This is a genomic window from Marinomonas aquiplantarum (genome assembly GCF_003314975.1).
GTDB lineage: Bacteria > Pseudomonadota > Gammaproteobacteria > Pseudomonadales > Marinomonadaceae > Marinomonas > Marinomonas aquiplantarum.
Genome location: NZ_QNRF01000004.1, coordinates 135009 through 153976 on the forward strand (window position 1 = coordinate 135009; position 18968 = coordinate 153976).

Sequence of the window (18968 nt, forward strand, 5' to 3'; positions counted from 1 at the left end):
ACACATGCTTAGGCAGAGGATTTGTCCGCACCTTGCTGAGATATAGGCACGCTTAATTCAGAAGGAGGTAGCCCCACCGTGCGGCGGGACTAAGACTCTTTAGGACAGCCATAAGCCTGATTGCGGCCACGCTTTTTGGCCTCGTACAAGGCTTGGTCTGCTGCTGAATAAATACTGTCAGAATTTAATTCTTCGAGTGATTCGGCGAAGGCAATACCAATGGAAATAGTTAGGTTGTCGGCTACTTTACTCATCGCGTGTTCGATATTGAGTGCTTCGATGGAAGCACGAATCTTCTCAGCAATAGCCAGCGTCTTGTTATAATCTTGTTCATGGCAAAGGCAAGCAAACTCTTCACCACCCACTCGGTAGAACTCAATATTGCTGTTGGCTTTTTTCAAGGCTTTTAGGTGCTCTGAAATAAGCTGTAAGGCATGGTCTCCAGCAATGTGGCCCAGATGGTCGTTAAACAATTTGAAGTAGTCGATGTCGAAAATCATCAGTGAAAGAGGGCTTTGTTGTGCTTTGTATTCTCTGACATCGTGAGTGAGATGAAGGTTGAATTGGCGGCGATTGTATAGGCCTGTTAGTGGGTCTTCGATAGAGAGTTTATTCAGGTCATTCTTCTGTTTGAAAATCAGTGTTAGAGCATAGGACAGAACCGCTAACAACAAGATGAAAATAAGAATTAACGTGTTGATAGCCATACTTATTTTAGACAGCTTTTGAACGTATCTATCGGTATGCTCTCGGATAAAAGCACTACCATGAGTGTACATGGCGGCACTGAAAATTTTCACTTGCAGTAATTCGGCAAATATTTTGTCGAGATGCTCAGACGAACTGAGGTCACCTATTCTCAGTAATTGAATCAACGCATCTAAGTGGCTTTCGAAAGTGTTTAACTCTTCTTGTAGGTCGGTTTTGTCGAGATCTGACTTGAGGGTTCCCCAAACGACACGAATATTTTCGATACGATACTTTAGCTGTTCTGCTCGGTTAATGACGTCTTGTTTATCATTTTGAACTTGATATTGCTTGGTGAAATTGATTTCTTGATCGATTAAGGCTACTTGTAGGTTACTCTGTTGGAGTTGATAGCGGATTTCATGAGGCGTAATGCCTATGTGTCTGTGTATGTCTTTGATGTCTTGTTGGAAGCGCCATAAACCAATGGTTAACAGTACCAAGGCCGAGATGACGATCGGTATAACAACGAATTTAATCGGGTTGGACTTTAGCAATTGCACTTATTTGACCTTTACTATTTGGTGAAGGCTCCAGACCCATAGGTCACCTTCATTCATACCAAGTTTTAGCATTTCTTCACGATCTGGCCAAACTAACCAATACGGTCCCTTGTCATTGATTTCAAAGGCTTTCCCATCTAACGCAATGGCTAACATAGCCGTTTGTAATTCTACTGCATCGGCATTCATAATAACGGCATAATCATCGCTAGCAACGAGATAAAGTTGTTGAAAATCTGCAAGCCCTGCATCGTGCAAAAGGTCGCTTAATTTAGGGCCAATAAAGTTGCCAGATGCACGCCAAATGGTCGAAAAATTCGATTGGTATAATGGGAATTTCGTTAGGTCCGCATATCCATAATGTTTGCCGTTTATGGTTAAGCTATATTCTTGAGCTTGATCAGGAATAGGGAGTGTTTGTCGGTAAGGGCTTAACTCAGCGGATAGCACGAAACTACTGAAAACGCAGAGGATCAGTGCAAACAGGGCTTTCATGGAATTGGACTCTAAAGCTAAAGATATAATGCTAGCCTAGATCATAATAAGAATCGACCTTAGTGTCGTAAAAAGACTCTGTTTATTGGAACAGAGTCTCACTAAAAGTTATGAAGATTGCAAAAATTGCGTTATCCAGACCATTAAAGCTTGGTTTTGAATATCGCTTTCCGACAAACTTTGACGTGCTGCTGTCACCACGTTTGGTGACAGTGTTGTGGCTTCATATAGGGTGATCAGATCAGCTTCGTAAGCCTTGGAAAATTCCGGATGGCCTTGGAAGGTGATAATGCGATCTTGATAGATTAATCCCGCATAGGGACAAAATTCCGAACTCAGAAAAACCGCCATTTTGTCTGGCTTATGGATGACCTGATCTTGGTGAAAAGCACAGAATGCAATTTCAGTTTGGTTGGGAAGGGTAGGAATAGTCCCCTGTACTTGATAATGATGAACGCCTACACCCCATCCGCCCTCAAACTTGGTAACGCTGCCGCCGAGTGCCAAGGCGATGATTTGATGACCAAAGCAAATACCTACTAGCACCTGACCTCGTGCATCGATGTCTCGAATAAAGTCGCATAATCGTAATATCCAAGGCTCGTCTCCGTAGGCATCGGACTTTGATCCAGTGATTAGCCAAGCATCACAGATTTCTGTGTTATCAGGAAATTGATCTAATCGAACATCAAATATCTCAAATTCGAGCTGCGGATCAATGTGACCCATTTGATCCGCAAACATTTGCGCGTAGGTTGGGTAATGTTCCCTTAATGGTTCTGGTGTGATACCAGCAGCAAGAATACCGATTTTCATGCTTTTTTATATCCTCAAAAACAGCGTATTAAGATTGGACCTGCATGCGACTTTAAACTTGGATTGTAGCGCGCTGGCAGTTTGATAAGCGACGTAAACCAGCCCGATATAGGAAGGGATTTTACAATATGAGTCAAGCTGTTTAGAAAGCTAGATTTTAATAGAGTACTAGGCATAAAAAAATGGCATGAAAAATTGTATTCTCATGCCATTTTATGGATTCATTTAATCCATAAGTATGGATTATTTTTGTTCGGTTTTTTCATCCCAAACAGACAAGTCGATGTCCTTTTTCAACTCAGGGTAATCATCTGAGTTAAAGATAGGAGTATGAGTTTTGTTCTGTTTTATATAGTCTTTTGTGAGCTTAACCACTAAGCCAGAAAGCAGTGTAATGGCAATTAAGTTAATGGTTGCCATCAAGCCCATTGCCGCGTCTGCAGCGTTAAAGACCATTGCTACGCTTTCGTATGCACCCCAAGGTATCATCGCCAGAGCCAGAACTCGTAAAATGAAAATGCCTGGTTTATTAGCCCATTTTAGGTAGGTTAATGCATTTTCCGCGTAGCTGTAGTTACCAATGATGGAGGTGAAAGCAAAGAAGAAAATAGCGATCGCTACGAAATAATGACCAAAACCACCAATATGATGAGACATGGCGGTTTGCGTTAGAACGATACCAGACTCGCCATTGCCCATTACACCAGAAAGCAAAATCATGAGAGCTGTGGCTGTACAGATTAGCAAGGTGTCAATAAAGACGCCTAATGACTGAACCATGCCCTGTGACGATGGGTGATGTGGATTCGGAGTAGCGACTGCGGCAATGTTTGGTGCCGACCCCATACCCGCTTCGTTTGAGAAAAGACCACGCTTGATACCATTTAGCATGGCACCGGCAACACCGCCAGCGGCTTGTTCAAAGCCAAAAGCGCTTTTGAAGATCATGGCAAAGGCGGCAGGTACATCGCTGATATTCATGGCGATGATGTAAAATGCCAAAAGCAGATATACGATGGCCATGAAAGGGACAACGATTTCAGCAAAACGAGCGATTTTACGGATGCCACCAAAAATAACGATGGCAGCCAATGCCATAATCACTAAGCCCGTGGTGAGTTTAGGCACACCAAATGCACCTTCGACAGCACCTGCAATTGAGTTGGCCTGCACAGCATTGAAGACTAAGCCAAACGCTAAGATCAAAGACAGAGAAAAAATCGCGCCAGCCCAAGGTGCTTTTAGACCTTTGCTGATGTAAAACGCTGGCCCACCTCGTAATTGACCATGTTGATCTCTGACTTTATAAACCTGAGCAAGTGTGCTTTCAGCGTAAGCGGTCGCCATGCCTATTAAAGCCACCACCCACATCCAGAAGATCGCGCCCGCACCACCTAGAGCCAGTGCAACGGCGACACCTGCCATGTTTCCTGTGCCGACACGGGAAGCCAAACTGGTGCAAAGTGCCTGAAAGGGAGTAATGCCGCCTCGATCATGTTGAGGTGCCTTGAAAACGGTGCGAACAAACTCAGGGAATTGGCGTATCTGTATAAAGCCAAGACGAATGGTGAAGAAAATACCAACAGCCAGTAAGCCGTAGATTAGAATATAGCCCCAAAATAGGGTATTTAACGAGTCAATAATAGTCGCCATGTGGCACTCCCAAATTTATGTTTTTCATTATTAGGGTGGGGGAAAGACTTCAATAAAGTCTAATAAAGAGTGATTCTTTTAGAGTCACTATTCTGTAAAAGGCAGCAAGACTAGCGTCTAAAAAAAAATAGGCAAGTTAAAATGGATAAAAAATGTTTAAATTTGGTGCATTTTTCTTGCAATGCTTCTGTTTGTGCGTGTTTTTGGTGCGAATTTTTGGCTTTTAAAAAGAAAAAGGCGCTTAAAAACAGTGAGATAAGCGCCCTAAGGAATCATCTCAGGCTGAGGGTCTTCCACTGGCGTTGTTGGGCAATATTGGTAAGTATTGGATCTGGATCAACGGCAATGGGGTGACCTACTTTTTCCAGTAACGGAAGGTCATTGTGAGAATCACTATAGAAATAGCTCCCTGACATGGATTCGCCGTGTTGCTCAGCCCATGCCTGAGCGCGTGTGACTTTTCCTTCGCGGAAGGTTGGTGTACCGATGATTTCACCGGTAATTTTTCCATCTTGAACGTCGATGTCGACTCCTAAGGCATGTTTCACCCCAAGATAGCGAGCAATAGGTGCGACCAAATGAATGCCTGTGGCCGAAATGATGATGACTTGATCGCCTGCATCATGGTGTTTCTGTAATAACATTCGGGCTTTTGGTAACGCCATAGTGATAATGACATCCTGGATGAAAGCTTGGATCAGTGTGTCGACTTGATCAAATGTTAAGTGGCGTAGTGGGGATAAGGTGTATCGCATATAAGTCGCTAGATCCAAAGTGCCTGCGTCATACTCTTCCATATAAGCGAGGTTTTGGGCGAGAAAATCGTCTGGTGTGGGAATATTATTGTGAGCAGCAATGTATTCAGAGAATGCTTGCGCGGTATCACCCGCGACTAACGTGTTATCAAGATCAAAAAATGCGAGTGCCATTCTGGCTCCTTGTAATGTTAAAAGATGCGCTTGGATTTAACCCAGCGCCACGGCGATTAAACCGATAAACGTCATAAGAACCCCGAGAATTTTCGGGCCCTTTAAAGATTCACCAAAACCAATTACGGCAAACAGAACGCCCAACGGAATGCTCAATTGCCTAAATGCCACGACATAACTGACATTATCGACAAACGCCATACTGAGAATGACCAGCGAATAGGTTCCCAGCATCAGGCCACCAGTTAGCAGGGCGGCTTGCCATTGATGACGAACCAGCTCGGCACATTCACGACGTTGTGTTTGAGTGCTAATCACAAACCAAATCATCCAGATGACGGCAAAAGCGCTTTGCAAGGTCACGTAGACCAAGGCAACTTCACTTGGGCTAGCGAGCAGATTTCCCGAAGCGTCGGTTAACCCCCTCATTAATTGCGTGGCTTTGTTATCAACCAAGGAATAACCGGCTGTAGCAAAGGCCGCAACAAGGGCAAAAAAAGTCGTCCGATTTCGGTAATTAGCCAGTTTGAATTCACTAAAACTGGGTAATGGAATGAACAGACAGCCAAGTATAATCAACGTCATGCCAATAACCGCTTGCAGTGAAACCGCTTCTTGTTGCCCGAGGACAAAGGTGGAAATGCCCACAATGATTAAAGGCGAGGAACGAGCAATTGGATAGGCAATGGACATATCCCCTGCGTTATAAGCTTCGGCTAATCCCCATAGGTATATGGATTGGCATAGTCCCGTCAGTAAGAGCAGTATCAATATTTCTTGGTTGAACGCGAGAATGAGTGACCCGTGAAGCATCACAAAAGGTGAAAAGATCAACGCGCCAGCGACCATGGTCAGGAAAAAGAAAGCCAATGTTGGGCTGGTCTTTTTGCCAAAAAAGTTCCAGCCCGCATGCATGAAGGTCGATATGATAACTAAAGCAATGGCGGTCAGGCTCATTTCGTTCGTTTCCTACTTCTGGCGCCAAGACTGGGTGTGTTTAAGCAATACGTTGCCTAACAACCAGTGAACTAAGCGTGCCACCATACAGGTCAACATAATCATTACCGCCATCGCGGCAGCCGGCGCAATGTCACCAGCATCGTCCATATTCAATACCGCCACAGAGGCTAAGCTGGTGTGGTAAGAATAAAGGAAGACCACTGCTGATACTGTGGTCATGGCGTTGACAAATAAATAACTGGCAATGTCTAACACCGCAGGCATACACACTGGCAAGGTGACGCGCCAGAAGGTTTTAATTTGCGGCACTTTTAATGAAGCTGATACGGATTCAAATTCAGCATCAATCTGTTTTAGGGCCGTTGTTGCGGTCAGGTGGCACACGGTATAAAAGTGGCTAATAGTACAAACCACTAAGATGGTCATGGTGCCATAGATGCCATTAAGTGGGTTGTTGGGCGCGTTAAAGAAGAAAATGTAAGCTAAACCCAGTACCAGACCAGGCACGGCTAACGGCAAGATAGCAAATAGGTGAAAGCACCATTTTAGTAATTGGAAGCCTTTTAGTTTCGCGACCAAATAGGACTGGAAGAAGATAAAACCTGTACCAATCAGAGCGGTAAAGGTGGCCATTTGAATGGAGTTCCAATAGGAGTCCCAGCCGCCACCATCCATTAGGTCAAAGTTATAGTTGTTAAAGGATAGGCTTAGATTGTAGGGCCAAAAGGTGACCAGTGACGCATAAACTGCCATCAGTATGATGCCGACAATCACCACAGAAACCAGCACCATAAGAGCAAAAAACGTGCGATCTAACCAAAGGCGTTTTGGTGCTACCCAAGGAACGGCTTTCGACGTCAATAAAGCAGATTGTCGACGTTGTAACCAACGATCTGTAATAAAGGTAAGAATGGCGGGCAAAAGCAAGATAACGCTAACCGTCGCGCCCATTTCAAAGTTTTGCTGGCCAATAACCTGTTTGTATATGTCTGTTGCCAAGACATTGAATTGGCCGCCAATGACTTTTGGAACACCGAAATCGGTAATAACCAATGTGAAGACGACAAAGGCAACACTGATAATGCCATATTTTGCGGCTGGAAATGTCACGGTAAAAAAAGTGCGTATTGGGGACGCACCCAGTACTTCTGCGGATTCGTAAAGACGAGCATCGGTGTTGGCTAAGGCGGTTAGCATGATCATTAAGGCGTGAGGAAAAGTCCAAAAGCAGGATCCAATAACAATCCCTATAGGGCCATAGATGCTTTCGCCCATAAGTAATTCTTTAATGATGCCTTGGTTACCAAAGAGGTAAACCAAACTGATGGCTGGCAGAAGTGATGGTGCCAATATAGGTAACACAAGAATAGTGCGAAACAGGCCTTTAAACGGAATGCGTGTGCGGCTGATGCCATAAGCGGTCAAAAAGGACAGAGTAGTGACAATGAATGTCGACAAGAAAGCGATCAACAATGAGTTATTGATGGCGTTATAAAGACTGGGCGTGGCGAAAAAATGGCTGAAATTCGCTAACCCAACGAACTCTCCCGCTTTGTTTTCAATACTTTTTGATAACAGGGTATAGATTGGTAGCACAACACATATGAAGAGGGCTAAGACCCCAATCATGAGCACAGCACCAAGTGACCATTCATCCAAACTGCGGTGACTAAGCCATTTTGACCCTTTGCCTTGAGACGTTTTGATTTTAGGTTGGTCAACTGTTGCGAGGCTGGATTGGTTCATGCGTGACCTCCGAAAATATGCAGACGATCAGCTGGTAGTTGGCAGCGTACGGATTGACCTTGAGCTAGGTTTAAGCCAGACATTTCGTTCATTGAAATGTCGGCAATAAGAGGTGTCTCATGATCATCGATTTGCAATAAAGAGCGCACTCGAGAACCAAGGAACTCTAGATGAAGCACTTGGGCATTGAGGCTGTTTTTATCATCCTCATGACCATTAAAACGAATGTCTTCAGGGCGAATCGCCAGTTTCACATTTTCTCCAAACATGCTTTCGCTACTTGGTTCGCACTGCAACATCAGAGTGCCTGATTGCATTAAACCATCGCCACTGTTTTTGGCTTCAATGAAGTTCATCTCGCCCACGAATTCTGCGACAAATGGTGTATTTGGGTGTGTGTAGACTTCTTGTGGCGTACCAATTTGTTCAATAACGCCTTGATTCATGACGACGATTTTATCGGCCATGGTTAAGGCTTCTTCTTGGTCATGCGTTACCATGATAGTCGTGACACCGAGCTTTTCTTGTAGTTGCTTGATCTCTTGGCGAAGGTGCGCTCTTACACGAGCGTCCAGCGCAGAGAGTGGCTCGTCCAATAACAGTAGCCCTGGAGACGTGGCCAAGGCTCGTGCTAAGGCGACCCTTTGTTGTTGACCTCCAGATAATTGAGCTGGGTACTTGGTTTCACTGCCAGACAGTCCAACGGTGGCTAACAGTTCGCTCACACGAGCCTGTTTATCACGTTGACTAAACTGCTTTGATACCAAGCCGTAAGCAATGTTGTCAGCAACAGATAAATTTGGGAATAGGGCGTATGACTGAAACACAATGCCAAAATCCCTATGTTTGATTGGGGTTTGTGTGATGTTTTGGCCCGCTTGAAAAAGCTCGCCGGAACTCGGTGTGTCCAACCCAGCAATAATGCGTAATAGACTAGTCTTGCCGCAACCTGATGGGCCTAGAAAGCAGACAAATTCGCCTTCTTGAATGTTAAGGGAAACGTCTTTTAAGGCTTGATGTGAGCCAAACATCTGATGAATGTTTTGTAGTTCTAAGTAGGCTTGGTTGGACATAGAATCCTCTCCTTGAATAAGAGTCTGTTTTGTCATCATCTCTTAAACTCACAAAGCAAAGTAGAGTAAGTGGATATGACAAAACAGGCTAAAAATCGGCTAATGCAGAATACGTCTGTTGAATGAAAAAACACGGGGAATCGGCATGCCTATTCCCCGTGTAAGATACTATTTAGGGTCGCTTTTGCTATCGTAGCGTTTTTGCCATTCAGCGAGAATTTGGCTGCGATTATTGGCAGACCATTCGAAATCGTTATTGATCATTAGTGCTTCTGCGTTGGCCGGGAAGTACTCTACAGGTTTGGCTATGCCTGGCATGGCGACAACCGCATAACCTTCGTTATACATTTCATTGGCTTTTTGTGATGCTGTCCAGTCAACCAAAGTCTTCGCTGCGGCTAGCTTGTCAGTCCCTTTGATAATGGCGGTCGCTTCCATGTCCCAGCCTAACCCTTCAGTTGGAAAGACAATGTCGAGTGGGGCGCCCATTTTTTTCGATTTTGCAGCTCGAAAGGCGAATGAAATACCAATCGGAATCTCCCCTGCGGCGGCTAACTTACAAGGTTTAGAACCTGAGTGTGTGTAGCGATTAATGTTCTGATGTAAGCCGTCCATGTAAGCCCAGCCTTCTTTTTCGCCAAAAATCTGCAACCAGCTACTGACGTCTAGAAAACCTGTACCGGATGAATTTGGATTTGGCATGATGATGTGGCCTTGATAAACCGGCTTGGTTAAGTCAGCCCAAGAAGTAGGTTTCGGTAATCCTAGCTTCTTTGCTTCTACCGTGTTGTAGCAGACGGCCGCCATCCAAGCGTCCATACCAGTCCAAACCGGGTTGTTGCTCATGTCTTTGAATTTTGGTGACAGTTTTTCAGAGCCTGCTGGTTGATAGGTTTGCAGCATGTCTTCGCTTTTAAGCAACATTAAGCTGGTGGCGGCTAAGCCCCAAACGACATCGGCTTGTGGGTTGTTTTTTTCTGCCAGTAATTTGGCCGTTACTATGCCAGTTGAATCTCGTACCCAGTTGATTTTGATTTCAGGATGCTCTTCGTTAAAGCGAGCGGCATATTTCTTAAGGTCTTCTGCTTCAATCGCAGTGTAGACAGTAAGTTCTGTTTTTGCGGCGTGAGCAGCCATTGAAACCGTGGTGATGCCTGCTAAAACAGCCAGACGTTTAAGTAGGGTCTTATGTGTCATTTCTCTTCTCCATGCATCAGGTTGGTCAACTGGTATATACCAGATTGTGTAATGCAAAATAACAGCCAAATATGTCATTGATGTGACAATTCTTTTAATAGGGCGCACGAAAAATGGCGTTATTGACGGCTTTTTAAGGGAATAGAAAAAAAATTTGGTAGCGTTTCGGGAGAAGGGTTAGTCTCGAATGGCAATATTAATGGTGACGGCATCATGACGCCAAAACTCATAGTCGACCTCAAGAACTTGCTTGTGGCTGGTGTAGTTGATGCGCTCAATCTGCAACCCTGGTTGACCAGCGGCAATGCCTAGATCGTTGGCTGCATGGGCTGGAAGGGAAGTCGATTTGAAAGAAAGATCCATGTCCCGATATTCTTGCTGATATTTTCGTTTAAGAATCTGGCTCAATGATTCAGTTAAATCTTCCTCTTCTATACCAGGTAATAAATTTTGATTGATGTACATTTTCTCGATCAGCACAGGGCGCTGGTCAATATAGCGGCGACGGTGCAAATAGAGGACTGGGTTGCCAACAGGAATGTTCATTAACTGTGCAATGCGCTCGTTAGCGGGTTCAATTTGTTGCGCCAATTTCTCAGTGCTTGGTGAAAAGCCTTGTTCTGTCACATATAGATTAAAGCTTAAGTGACTGGCGGGGTGGTAGATCACGGCGGCTGGTGAAACAAACCAGCCGCGTCTATTTTGTCGATAGATAAGGCCTTCGGCTTCAAGGTTTTTAAGGGCTTGTCGAATGGTGACTCGTGTCAGTTTAAATTGCTCGCCAATTTTTCTTTCAGATGGCAACTTACTTCCAGGGACCAGCTGTTGACTTGCGATCAGGTCACTAAAGTACTGTTGTAAATGATGATAGTGTGGCGTGGACATGGTAAGGTCTTTCCTATTAGTAGACGAGCAAAAACACCTTAAAAATAACGTGTTAGATGAGCAAGCGTCAAAGTTTTTGTTTTAACAAAGAGGATTCATTCTAATGTCTTGTCATCCTTTGATGGTCACGGTTGCGCTTTGTTCCTTATTGGTGGGGTGTGCACATGACTCTAAAAGCGAATCACGTCCATTAGCGTCTTTTAAGGCGGGGGCGGCGTGTTATGACCGAGCGAATGAACCTTACACAGCGGTAGTTGATAGCCATCTTCATTATCGGCCATTTGATGGGCGTGCGATACCGTTTCAACAGGTAAATGACTTTCTGCGCCAAACCAGCGTTCGCTTTGCAAATGTGTACGGTATTGGGCAAATGTTACCGGCCAACTCTAGCTGCTCCAATTATTTAAAATGCCCCGGTACACCAGTCTCTCCGACAACTCGAAATGATTTTGTTAATGCGGCAAATATGTTGGAGCATGCCCCAGATGATTTGCATTTAACTTTATCGATGACCTTTACGGACTTAGCCAACCCGCAATCCACCTTGGCTATTATGGCGCTCTATGAAAAAGAGTACCCAGACATGTTTCGCTGGATGGGGGAAGTTAACTTAGTTAAGCAAGCTCAGTTTGCTAATCGTCATGAGCCAGCAACGCCTCAGGATATTCGTCAGTGGGCTGGCTTTATGAATGAGTTGGAGGTGCGAGGTTATCCCATTACCATTCATTCCGACTTAGGAAATAATAGTGACCCAAGGTTATATGTTCCATTAATGGAGCAGGTATTGTCTTTATACCCAAACAATAAAATTATTTGGGCGCACATGGGGATGTCCTATGAATTGACTAACATGAAAGCGGAGCATCATATCGCTATATTGTCCGCGATGTTAGATAAGTATCCTAACCTGATGTTAGATGCCTCATGGCGCATTTTAGACGACTATTATTTTAGTCAATGGGGCAATCAAGAAAAGTACGTAGCTTTCTTTAATCAATACTCTAAGCGCATCTTGCCTGGTTCGGATTTTGTCGCTTTTCGTAATAATCGTTTTGCTGTGTATCAAGAAGAGCTGAGAGTGACAGGCCGAATTCATCAATTTCTGAGTGATGAAGCATTTCGCAATATTGCATTAGGGCAAAATTATTTTGACTTATTGAAGTTGGAATATGTGGCGCCAGAAGTGTGTTCTTCCTAAATGCTTTAGATGGGTTTTTCTTGCCATTTATGAAGGGTTTTAAGTTGTTCTAATAATAAAGATTTATTCTTTGGAGAGAGTTCGCTGTAGAGTTTTAATATAAGTTGAGCATCTTTACTAATGATAGAACTGCCAATTTTTTTGCTTTTATTAAGTGGTGAATCTCCTTTCCCATCATATTTAACTTGTTCTAGAAAATCTAAAATATTGCCGTCAGGCTGTTCACTCGCAGCATAAATAACAGAGGGCGTGGTATTCAGTGCTTTAGCCAATTTCCATAAGACCTTTTGAGAGGGTTGTCTTAGGCCTTTCTCAATGCGAGACACATTGCTGGTGGCCATATCTGCTTCCAGTGCAATTTGTTCTTGTGTCATCTTACGTTGTAGGCGCAAGACTTTGATAACCTGTCCTATCTTCATGACGAGATTATCCTTTTTGACAGACTAGTACGACAAAACCTATGAGGCAATTTGCTTGACTCAATTTGCCTATTAGGCAATATTTGTATGTCATTTTGTCTATATGACAAATAATGATGTCGAAATACCATTGTCTTCAACATGCAAAGCAAGGACTTGCTCGTGGAAATAGACGCTTGGAACACAAAGCTTGAATGGCGTGAATCTGAACTATTTGGTGCCAGTTTACTTGTTCTGGATGCTGAAAGTACGCTCGTTTCATGTAATGCTCGTGCTCAGAAACTTTTCCTAACTAATTGTTCTAACAAGACTATCACATTTCCTGATGATTGTTTTTGGTCACTTGAAAAACAAGGGACTTTTTTCTTAAAAGAGTTTAAAAAATATTCAGGTACGACACTTTCCTTATTGTATCGACCAGAAAAAGCGACGCCTTTTCTAGTGACGGTGTCGGTAGATCCGTTTTCTCTTGATGGTAAAGAATACCTTGGTTTGATTTTTCGCCAGCAAGAAGTGGGAAGCGTAAGCAATGAATTATCAACCGATTTTATGGCTTGTTCACTTCGTCAAGATTTATTTGCTGAAAAACTGTCTGTGGTTTATCAACCACAAGTTAATGTAACAAATAATACGCTTTATGGTGTTGAGGCATTAGCAAGGTGGTCTTCTGATGAGTTTGGTGATGTCTCCCCAGATGTGTTTGTTAAAATTGCTGAAAGCTATTCACTTATTTCCGAGTTAGATTTACTGGTATTCAATAAAGCCTGCCTACAATTTGTACATTGGCGAGAAAATGGTATATCGATTCCGCACATTTCCGTTAATTTTTCTGTCATGAGTTTTTGTGATTCTAATATTACGAATCATATAAAAACCATGTTGACGAAATTAGATATTCCATTTGACCATTTAATTATTGAAATAACTGAACGTACGCCATTTCCTTGTGACATCAATATCGCCGATAAAATAGCTGAGCTTTATTTTATGGGAGTGAAAGTGTCGTTAGATGATTTTGGAACCGAGCATTCTAACCTCAAGAGGTTGCTAAAGTTTCCCATATCTCATTTAAAGTTAGACCGTTTTTTTGTACATGAATTTCCACATAAGATGGCCGTTCATTTGAGCCGCATTATTTTTAACATGTCGCAAGAGCTTGACCTTCTAGCTATCGCTGAAGGTGTGGAAACGCAAAGTCAGTTGTCTTTGCTAACTGAGATGGGTTATCGCGTCATGCAGGGTTTTCTCTATTCTCCACCTTTGTCTTCGACTGAATTTGAGCAGTGGATGAAGGTGAGAATCTCCAATTCTTAAGTTTAGGATGCCATAAAAAAAGGTTTGTTTGAAACAAGCTGAGTGTGCCTGTCCTGAGTCCGTATGAGTGCTGGCTTGACGTTCCACTCTCGCCGTTTAGTTCCTTCTTGGGGTTATACGTCGAGTTAATATGTCACTTAAGAAGTAACGTTACTATTAATTAAGGGTACGAATATGTTACGAAAGATGAATATTAGAGCGCGTCTTTTTGCCGCGTTTTCCGTGATTTTGCTGTTGTTAATAATACTTGGTGGGGGTGGGGTTAAAACCATGCAAGATATCCGTTCTAACTCGCAGAAAATCGAGGAGAACATACTGCCAGCCATTTCCAGCCTTGGGGACATGAACAGTAATTTAATGAGAGTGCGAATTTTTACGTTGCGCTTATTAAACGAAGACTCTGAACAGAATCAAAAAACACTGGCGACTTTGCAGGCTATAAAACAGCAAGTGCTGCAATACCAACAAGCTTATGAATCACACATTGAAGTCGCGAGTGAACGTCAGCTTTTTGAACGTTTTTTGCAGCATGAGAAAACCTATTTTGGCTTACAGACTCAAGTGACAGAAGCAGTATTAAAGCAAGATAGCGCTCAGCTTATGGCTCTGACGCCAAAAATGAACCAGGCAGCTGATCAGATGGTGAAAGCACTGCATAACATTGTTGAGGAGAATCGTAGGATTGCCGATCAAACGAGTGAAGCCTCAAAACAGGAATATAATAATAGTTTGGTGGCAATCAGTGTGATTGTTGTGGGCGCTGCGATATTTGCTGTCTTTATTGCCATTTATTTGGCGAAGAGTATTAATCAACCACTGCAAGCTGCCATGCATTCGGCTGAACGAATTGCTCAGGGGGATTTAACGCAAGCATTGAAGGTGGATGGCAAAGATGAAGTGACTCGTTTGGCCATGGCCTTAGACACTATGCAAAATAACCTTAGAGAAGCCATCGTTCATATTGGTGAATCTTCGAGCCAGTTGGCTTCAGCAGCAGAAGAACTTAATTCTGTGACTGAAAGTTCAACCCATGGATTGCAGCTACAAAGTGATGAAATTCAACAAGCGGCTACCGCCATTACACAAATGAGCTCTGCGATTGATGAAGTGGCAAAAACGGCTCAGACTACTTCTCAAGATTCACATGAATCGTCTCGTTTGGCGTCAGAAGGTAAAGGCAAAGTGGATGAAACGACCTTAGTCATTACGGATATGAACCAAGAAATGCAAACCAGTACCAATGTGATTAACCAGCTGGCCAGTCAGATTTCTTCTATTGGACAGATTTTGGATGTGATACGTGCTGTATCAGAGCAGACCAATTTACTGGCTTTGAATGCAGCAATCGAAGCCGCTCGTGCGGGTGAGGCAGGACGAGGATTTGCGGTAGTTGCGGATGAGGTCCGTAGTCTTGCTCATAGAACACAAGAGTCTACCGAAGAAATCGAAACCATGGTGAAAGACGTTCAGACATCCGCTAATGCAGCGGTATCTTCTATGGAAAGTACCAGTCAAAAAACCAGCATGGCTAAGCAGGTAGTGGCAGAAGCTGCTTTGGCTTTAGAGCAGATTACTCGCCGTATTGCCGCAATTAGTGACAGTAATCATGTGATTGCTAGTGCCGCAGAAGAGCAATCAAATACCGCGAAGGAAGTGGATGGGAATATTACTAATATAAGTGATTTAGCAGCACAAACCGTTGTCGGTGCGAATCAAACGAGCGCCAGTGCGGCGGAATTGACTCGTTTAGCTGTTGAGCTTAATGATCTCGTGGTGAAATTTAAAGTTTAGAGCATCTCATTTCCTGAACTAGGGAAGGTACGAACAAGTCCACTGACTTCAGCGTGTGGATAACTCTCTTTTATTCAAGGCAAGTTTCGCCGTCCAATATTGAGCATATTGGCAAGAAGCTTAACAAAGAATAAAGAGAGCTTAGACCACGCCCTTCGGGTCTTTCAGAGAAACGGCCTCTCTGTGTTAAGAGTGATTGAAAGGTATTAACATTCCTGCTCACTCTTGCCTTGATAGACCGTTTCTCTGATAAGACTGATGTTCAGAAGACTTATTCGCACCTTCCCTAGGTAGTGCTGTGCTTTCTTTAAGGTCAGATAATGTGTGTCAGAAAGCCGCTTTACTGGGCGGTTTTCTTTTTGGTCTTGCTCAGCTTAGAATGGATTAAGGAAAATTAAATAAGGTGTTCCATATGTTAGCGATGACGCTTGGCTATAATAAGCATTACTCAGAAGAAGCGCCTGACAAAGAGGCTTTAGATCAACTGACGGGGTATGCCTTGGTTGAGTTTGGTGCGCCTTGGTGCACTCATTGTCAAGCCGCTATGCCAGTGATTGAATGCTTCATGAAACCCTATCCGACTCTGCCTCATGTTAAGGTGTTTGATGGCAAAGGAAAAAGGTTGGGGCGCCAGTTTGGCGTGAAATTATGGCCGAGTCTGATTTTACTAAAAAATGGCCATGAAATTGGTCGCTGGGTCAGAGTTACTTGTCTTGAAGACTTAAATCAAGCTAACGGTCTACTTATGGATGGTACGAACAACTCCTCTTGCCTCAGTCAATGAATAAAAGCCAGTAATTCGCACCTTCCTTAAAACCCTAGATTAAATTCTAATGCCTAAACCGTAATATCAATTAAGCTACCAATGGCTTTGTTTGAGCCATCAATGACCTGTGCATTTGATTGGGCATTGCGAGTGGCTTGTCTCGCTTCCATTAAGCTTTCTTCGATAGAACCCTGCTGTGCATCGAGTTCTTTGGGCTGCACTCGATCAAAGGTTTGCGTAGCCATTTGCGCTACTTCTTGATTGGCCTGTTCAAGGTTTCGTTGGCTTTGTTGTAAGCCCTGTTGGCCATATAAAAAAGGTGGACTTTGTATCTTCATGGGCAAACCTCTCTTTCTGTGCATGGTATTTTAGCAACATGATGTTAGGCTGTGAGTGAGGGTTTTGTTCATTTTTGTGATGTATTGCAAACGAGGTGATGATGAAAAAACATTGGCTAGGCTGCTGTCTCTTAGTGGGTAGTTTGTATAACCATGCCAACGGGAGTGATTCCGAGTACATCTATGACCCAGCAATAGAGCAAGTGTTTTATCAATCTATAACCACTCAAGTCGATTCGATGGCGGTGGCAACGCGTGTCGCGCGACTAAGTCATCTGTTTATGGGAGTGCCTTATGTTGGCGGCAATGCTGGAGAAGGGCAAAGTGGTCAATTCGATAAAGATCCCCTGATACGCTTCGATGTGTTTGATTGCACGACCTATGTTGAGACGGTGTTGGCTGGAATACAGTCCGTTTCAGCTGCAAGCTTTAAAGACAACTTAATCGACATTCGTTATCAGCATGGTCAAGTAAATTTTGTGCAGCGTAACCATTTTCCCAGTTTGGATTGGTTGCCGAATAACCGCGAAATATTGCAAGACATCACGGATCAAGTCGCTCCAACACAATTTCAGCAAGCCAGTACGCAAATTGATCGCGCGGCTTGGTATCGTCATTTAAGTGCGAAAAGCATCGCTTGTGAGCAGGGCTGTGAACCGATCTTGGAAAAATTGCACGGGACCGGACAGCACTTTCAAGTGGTCCAAGCTGACATTCCCTATGTTCCGTTAACCGCCGTATTTGTGGGGCCAGATAAACAAGTGAATCAGGCTTTGCTCGATCGCATTCCGTCAGGGAGTGTGATTAATATGGTACGTCCTGATTGGGCGCTGAAGAAATGGATAGGTACCAATTTAAATGTGTCGCATCAAGGATTCGTGCTAAGACAAAATGGTCGTCTGATTCTTCGCCATGCCAGTGTGACGCATCAAAAAGTAGTGGATGAGGATTTTATCGACTACTTTGCTCAGTATGATGCGTCTTCATCTTTGCAAGGTTTTAATCTTCAGTCGATTCGCTTGTAGGACTTTTTTACCGATTTTTTGCGTGTTAGGTCTGCGTTAAAGTGTTTTAAATGAAGTTCTAAGGCATCGCAAGAAATGGTAATTTCACGAACAGATAGGTACAAAGAATACATAAGGCAAACTAGGCTAGCAGCGAAAATATAACTGCCTACCTGTTGGTATTCTAGATAGATGGCCAGCATGGACATGACGCAGAGAAAAAAGCTTATCACGCCCGCTTCTTGCATTCGTCGAATGAGATAAATGCGTTTTCTTAAGTTAACGATTTGTTCAGTGGTGTTATCGTCTTCTTGTTTTGGATCAAAGGTCCGAATAATGGAGGCGAGGGTCACGAAGCGGTTGGTATAGGCCAGCAATAAAAGGGAAACGGCGGGAAACAACATAGCGGGAGTCGTTAGGGTGATGATCATGGTCTTCCTTTTGAGGACGTCATTCATTGATAGTATTAACCGACTCTATTTTAACAGTTTTTCAGAAACAGTGTGATGGAAACCATTGCGTTTGGAGGCAGTGATGAAACTAGTGGTTGGAACCTTATCAACTTGGTCTTTACGGGCTTGGTTATGCAGTCAATTAGCGGGAGCTAACGTTAAGTTACAAGGGATTGATTTGCAATCAGAAAGTGACAAAGCCGAGCTAAGAAAATTGTCGCCAACAGGCTTGGTGCCCGCTCTGCTAATTGGTGACATAGTCGTGCATGACTCTTTGGCTATCGCGGAATATTTTAACGACTTCTCAGATGGTGCTTTGTATCCATTATCAGCGCTTGAGAAGGCGGTGGCGAGAAGTTTATGTGCCGAGCTTCATGCGGGCTTTGTAACCTTGCGTCAAGAATGTCCATTTTCACTACAGCCTGTGACACCGTTAACTGAGATATCCAGTGATTTACGTCACGAACTAAACAGAGTTGATGAAATTTTTTGTCAGGCAAAAGGGCCTTTTATGTTCGATAGTCCTGGTGCTGTGGATGCTTTTTACGGCATTTTAGCCTATCGTATTGCCGATTATGATCTGCCCCTGTCAGATAAGGCTAAACACTATCAACAAGCGTTATTAGCTTGGCCATTGTTGCAGCAAGCGATTGCGCTACGTTATTGATGGTTTCTTTGTGTC

The 18968-nt window shown here is 43.6% G+C and carries 19 protein-coding genes; 6 read left to right on the forward strand and 13 right to left on the reverse strand.

What is annotated here, in order from left to right; translation table 11 throughout:
- Window positions 1-89: 89 nt before the first annotated feature.
- The 10 genes from DFP76_RS08815 to phnR form a co-directional block, all read right to left on the reverse strand.
- A complete protein-coding gene (locus DFP76_RS08815) occupies window positions 90-1250 on the reverse strand; it encodes a GGDEF domain-containing protein (RefSeq protein WP_113874274.1) in 1161 nt (386 codons plus the stop codon).
- The gene (locus DFP76_RS08820) at window positions 1251-1745 is read right to left on the reverse strand and encodes a hypothetical protein (protein ID WP_113874275.1); all 495 of its coding nucleotides are present in this window, start codon (window positions 1743-1745) and stop codon (window positions 1251-1253) included.
- 108 nt (window positions 1746-1853) lie between these two features.
- Window positions 1854-2561, reverse strand: a complete 708-nt coding sequence (locus DFP76_RS08825; RefSeq protein WP_113874276.1) for a glutamine amidotransferase-related protein — start codon at window positions 2559-2561, stop codon at window positions 1854-1856.
- 243 nt (window positions 2562-2804) lie between these two features.
- Window positions 2805-4214, reverse strand: coding sequence for an alanine/glycine:cation symporter family protein (locus tag DFP76_RS08830; protein WP_113874277.1), 1410 nt, complete (start codon window positions 4212-4214; stop codon window positions 2805-2807).
- A 272-nt stretch (window positions 4215-4486) separates the two neighbouring features.
- Window positions 4487-5143 (reverse strand): HAD family hydrolase, encoded by a 657-nt coding sequence (locus tag DFP76_RS08835; RefSeq protein ID WP_113874278.1) that lies wholly within the window; start codon window positions 5141-5143, stop codon window positions 4487-4489.
- 36 nt (window positions 5144-5179) lie between these two features.
- Entirely contained in the window at window positions 5180-6100 is a 921-nt protein-coding gene (locus tag DFP76_RS08840) for an EamA family transporter (protein ID WP_113874279.1), read from the reverse strand.
- Between the two features lie 12 nt (window positions 6101-6112).
- The gene (locus tag DFP76_RS08845) at window positions 6113-7849 is read right to left on the reverse strand and encodes a putative 2-aminoethylphosphonate ABC transporter permease subunit (RefSeq protein WP_113874280.1); all 1737 of its coding nucleotides are present in this window, start codon (window positions 7847-7849) and stop codon (window positions 6113-6115) included.
- The gene (locus DFP76_RS08850) at window positions 7846-8922 is read right to left on the reverse strand and encodes a putative 2-aminoethylphosphonate ABC transporter ATP-binding protein (protein WP_113874281.1); all 1077 of its coding nucleotides are present in this window, start codon (window positions 8920-8922) and stop codon (window positions 7846-7848) included. Before DFP76_RS08850 ends, DFP76_RS08845 begins: the two co-directional genes overlap by 4 nt.
- A gap of 168 nt (window positions 8923-9090) precedes the next feature.
- Window positions 9091-10119, reverse strand: a complete 1029-nt coding sequence (locus DFP76_RS08855; protein WP_113874282.1) for a putative 2-aminoethylphosphonate ABC transporter substrate-binding protein — start codon at window positions 10117-10119, stop codon at window positions 9091-9093.
- Between the two features lie 177 nt (window positions 10120-10296).
- Window positions 10297-11004: a phosphonate utilization transcriptional regulator PhnR gene (gene phnR, locus DFP76_RS08860; protein WP_113874283.1), complete on the reverse strand. Its 708-nt coding sequence runs from the start codon at window positions 11002-11004 to the stop codon at window positions 10297-10299.
- A 103-nt stretch (window positions 11005-11107) separates the two neighbouring features.
- Here phnR and DFP76_RS08865 point away from each other — a divergent pair, with 103 nt between their 5' ends.
- Window positions 11108-12202: an amidohydrolase family protein gene (locus DFP76_RS08865; protein ID WP_113874284.1), complete on the forward strand. Its 1095-nt coding sequence runs from the start codon at window positions 11108-11110 to the stop codon at window positions 12200-12202.
- A gap of 5 nt (window positions 12203-12207) precedes the next feature.
- Here DFP76_RS08865 and DFP76_RS08870 read toward each other — a convergent pair whose 3' ends face one another.
- Window positions 12208-12621: a helix-turn-helix domain-containing protein gene (locus tag DFP76_RS08870; protein WP_113874285.1), complete on the reverse strand. Its 414-nt coding sequence runs from the start codon at window positions 12619-12621 to the stop codon at window positions 12208-12210.
- Window positions 12622-12783: 162 nt separating this feature from the next.
- Between DFP76_RS08870 and DFP76_RS08875 the strand changes: the two genes are divergently transcribed.
- The 3 genes from DFP76_RS08875 (at window position 12784) to DFP76_RS08885 (ending at window position 16510) form a co-directional block, all read left to right on the forward strand.
- Window positions 12784-13935 carry an EAL domain-containing protein gene (locus DFP76_RS08875; protein ID WP_181799811.1) on the forward strand — a complete coding sequence of 384 codons (1152 nt, stop codon included), beginning with the start codon at window positions 12784-12786 and terminating at the stop codon, window positions 13933-13935.
- Between the two features lie 174 nt (window positions 13936-14109).
- Window positions 14110-15726 (forward strand): methyl-accepting chemotaxis protein, encoded by a 1617-nt coding sequence (locus DFP76_RS08880; protein ID WP_113874287.1) that lies wholly within the window; start codon window positions 14110-14112, stop codon window positions 15724-15726.
- A gap of 412 nt (window positions 15727-16138) precedes the next feature.
- On the forward strand, window positions 16139-16510 hold the full coding sequence (locus tag DFP76_RS08885) for a thioredoxin family protein (protein ID WP_113874288.1): 372 nt from the start codon (window positions 16139-16141) through the stop codon (window positions 16508-16510).
- A 53-nt stretch (window positions 16511-16563) separates the two neighbouring features.
- On the opposite strand, the gene DFP76_RS08890 is transcribed toward DFP76_RS08885, so the two are convergent.
- A complete protein-coding gene (locus DFP76_RS08890; RefSeq protein ID WP_113874289.1) occupies window positions 16564-16830 on the reverse strand; it encodes a hypothetical protein in 267 nt (88 codons plus the stop codon).
- A 101-nt stretch (window positions 16831-16931) separates the two neighbouring features.
- On the opposite strand from DFP76_RS08890, the gene DFP76_RS08895 reads away from it, so the two are divergent.
- Window positions 16932-17855 (forward strand): N-acetylmuramoyl-L-alanine amidase-like domain-containing protein, encoded by a 924-nt coding sequence (locus DFP76_RS08895; protein WP_113874290.1) that lies wholly within the window; start codon window positions 16932-16934, stop codon window positions 17853-17855.
- Here the strand turns inward: DFP76_RS08895 and DFP76_RS08900 are convergent.
- Window positions 17837-18265, reverse strand: coding sequence for a DUF2721 domain-containing protein (locus DFP76_RS08900; RefSeq protein WP_113874291.1), 429 nt, complete (start codon window positions 18263-18265; stop codon window positions 17837-17839). The two genes, DFP76_RS08895 and DFP76_RS08900, sit on opposite strands and share 19 nt — an antisense overlap.
- 103 nt (window positions 18266-18368) lie before the next feature.
- Here DFP76_RS08900 and DFP76_RS08905 point away from each other — a divergent pair, with 103 nt between their 5' ends.
- Window positions 18369-18953 carry a glutathione S-transferase N-terminal domain-containing protein gene (locus DFP76_RS08905; RefSeq protein ID WP_113874292.1) on the forward strand — a complete coding sequence of 195 codons (585 nt, stop codon included), beginning with the start codon at window positions 18369-18371 and terminating at the stop codon, window positions 18951-18953.
- Window positions 18954-18968: the final 15 nt, after the last annotated feature.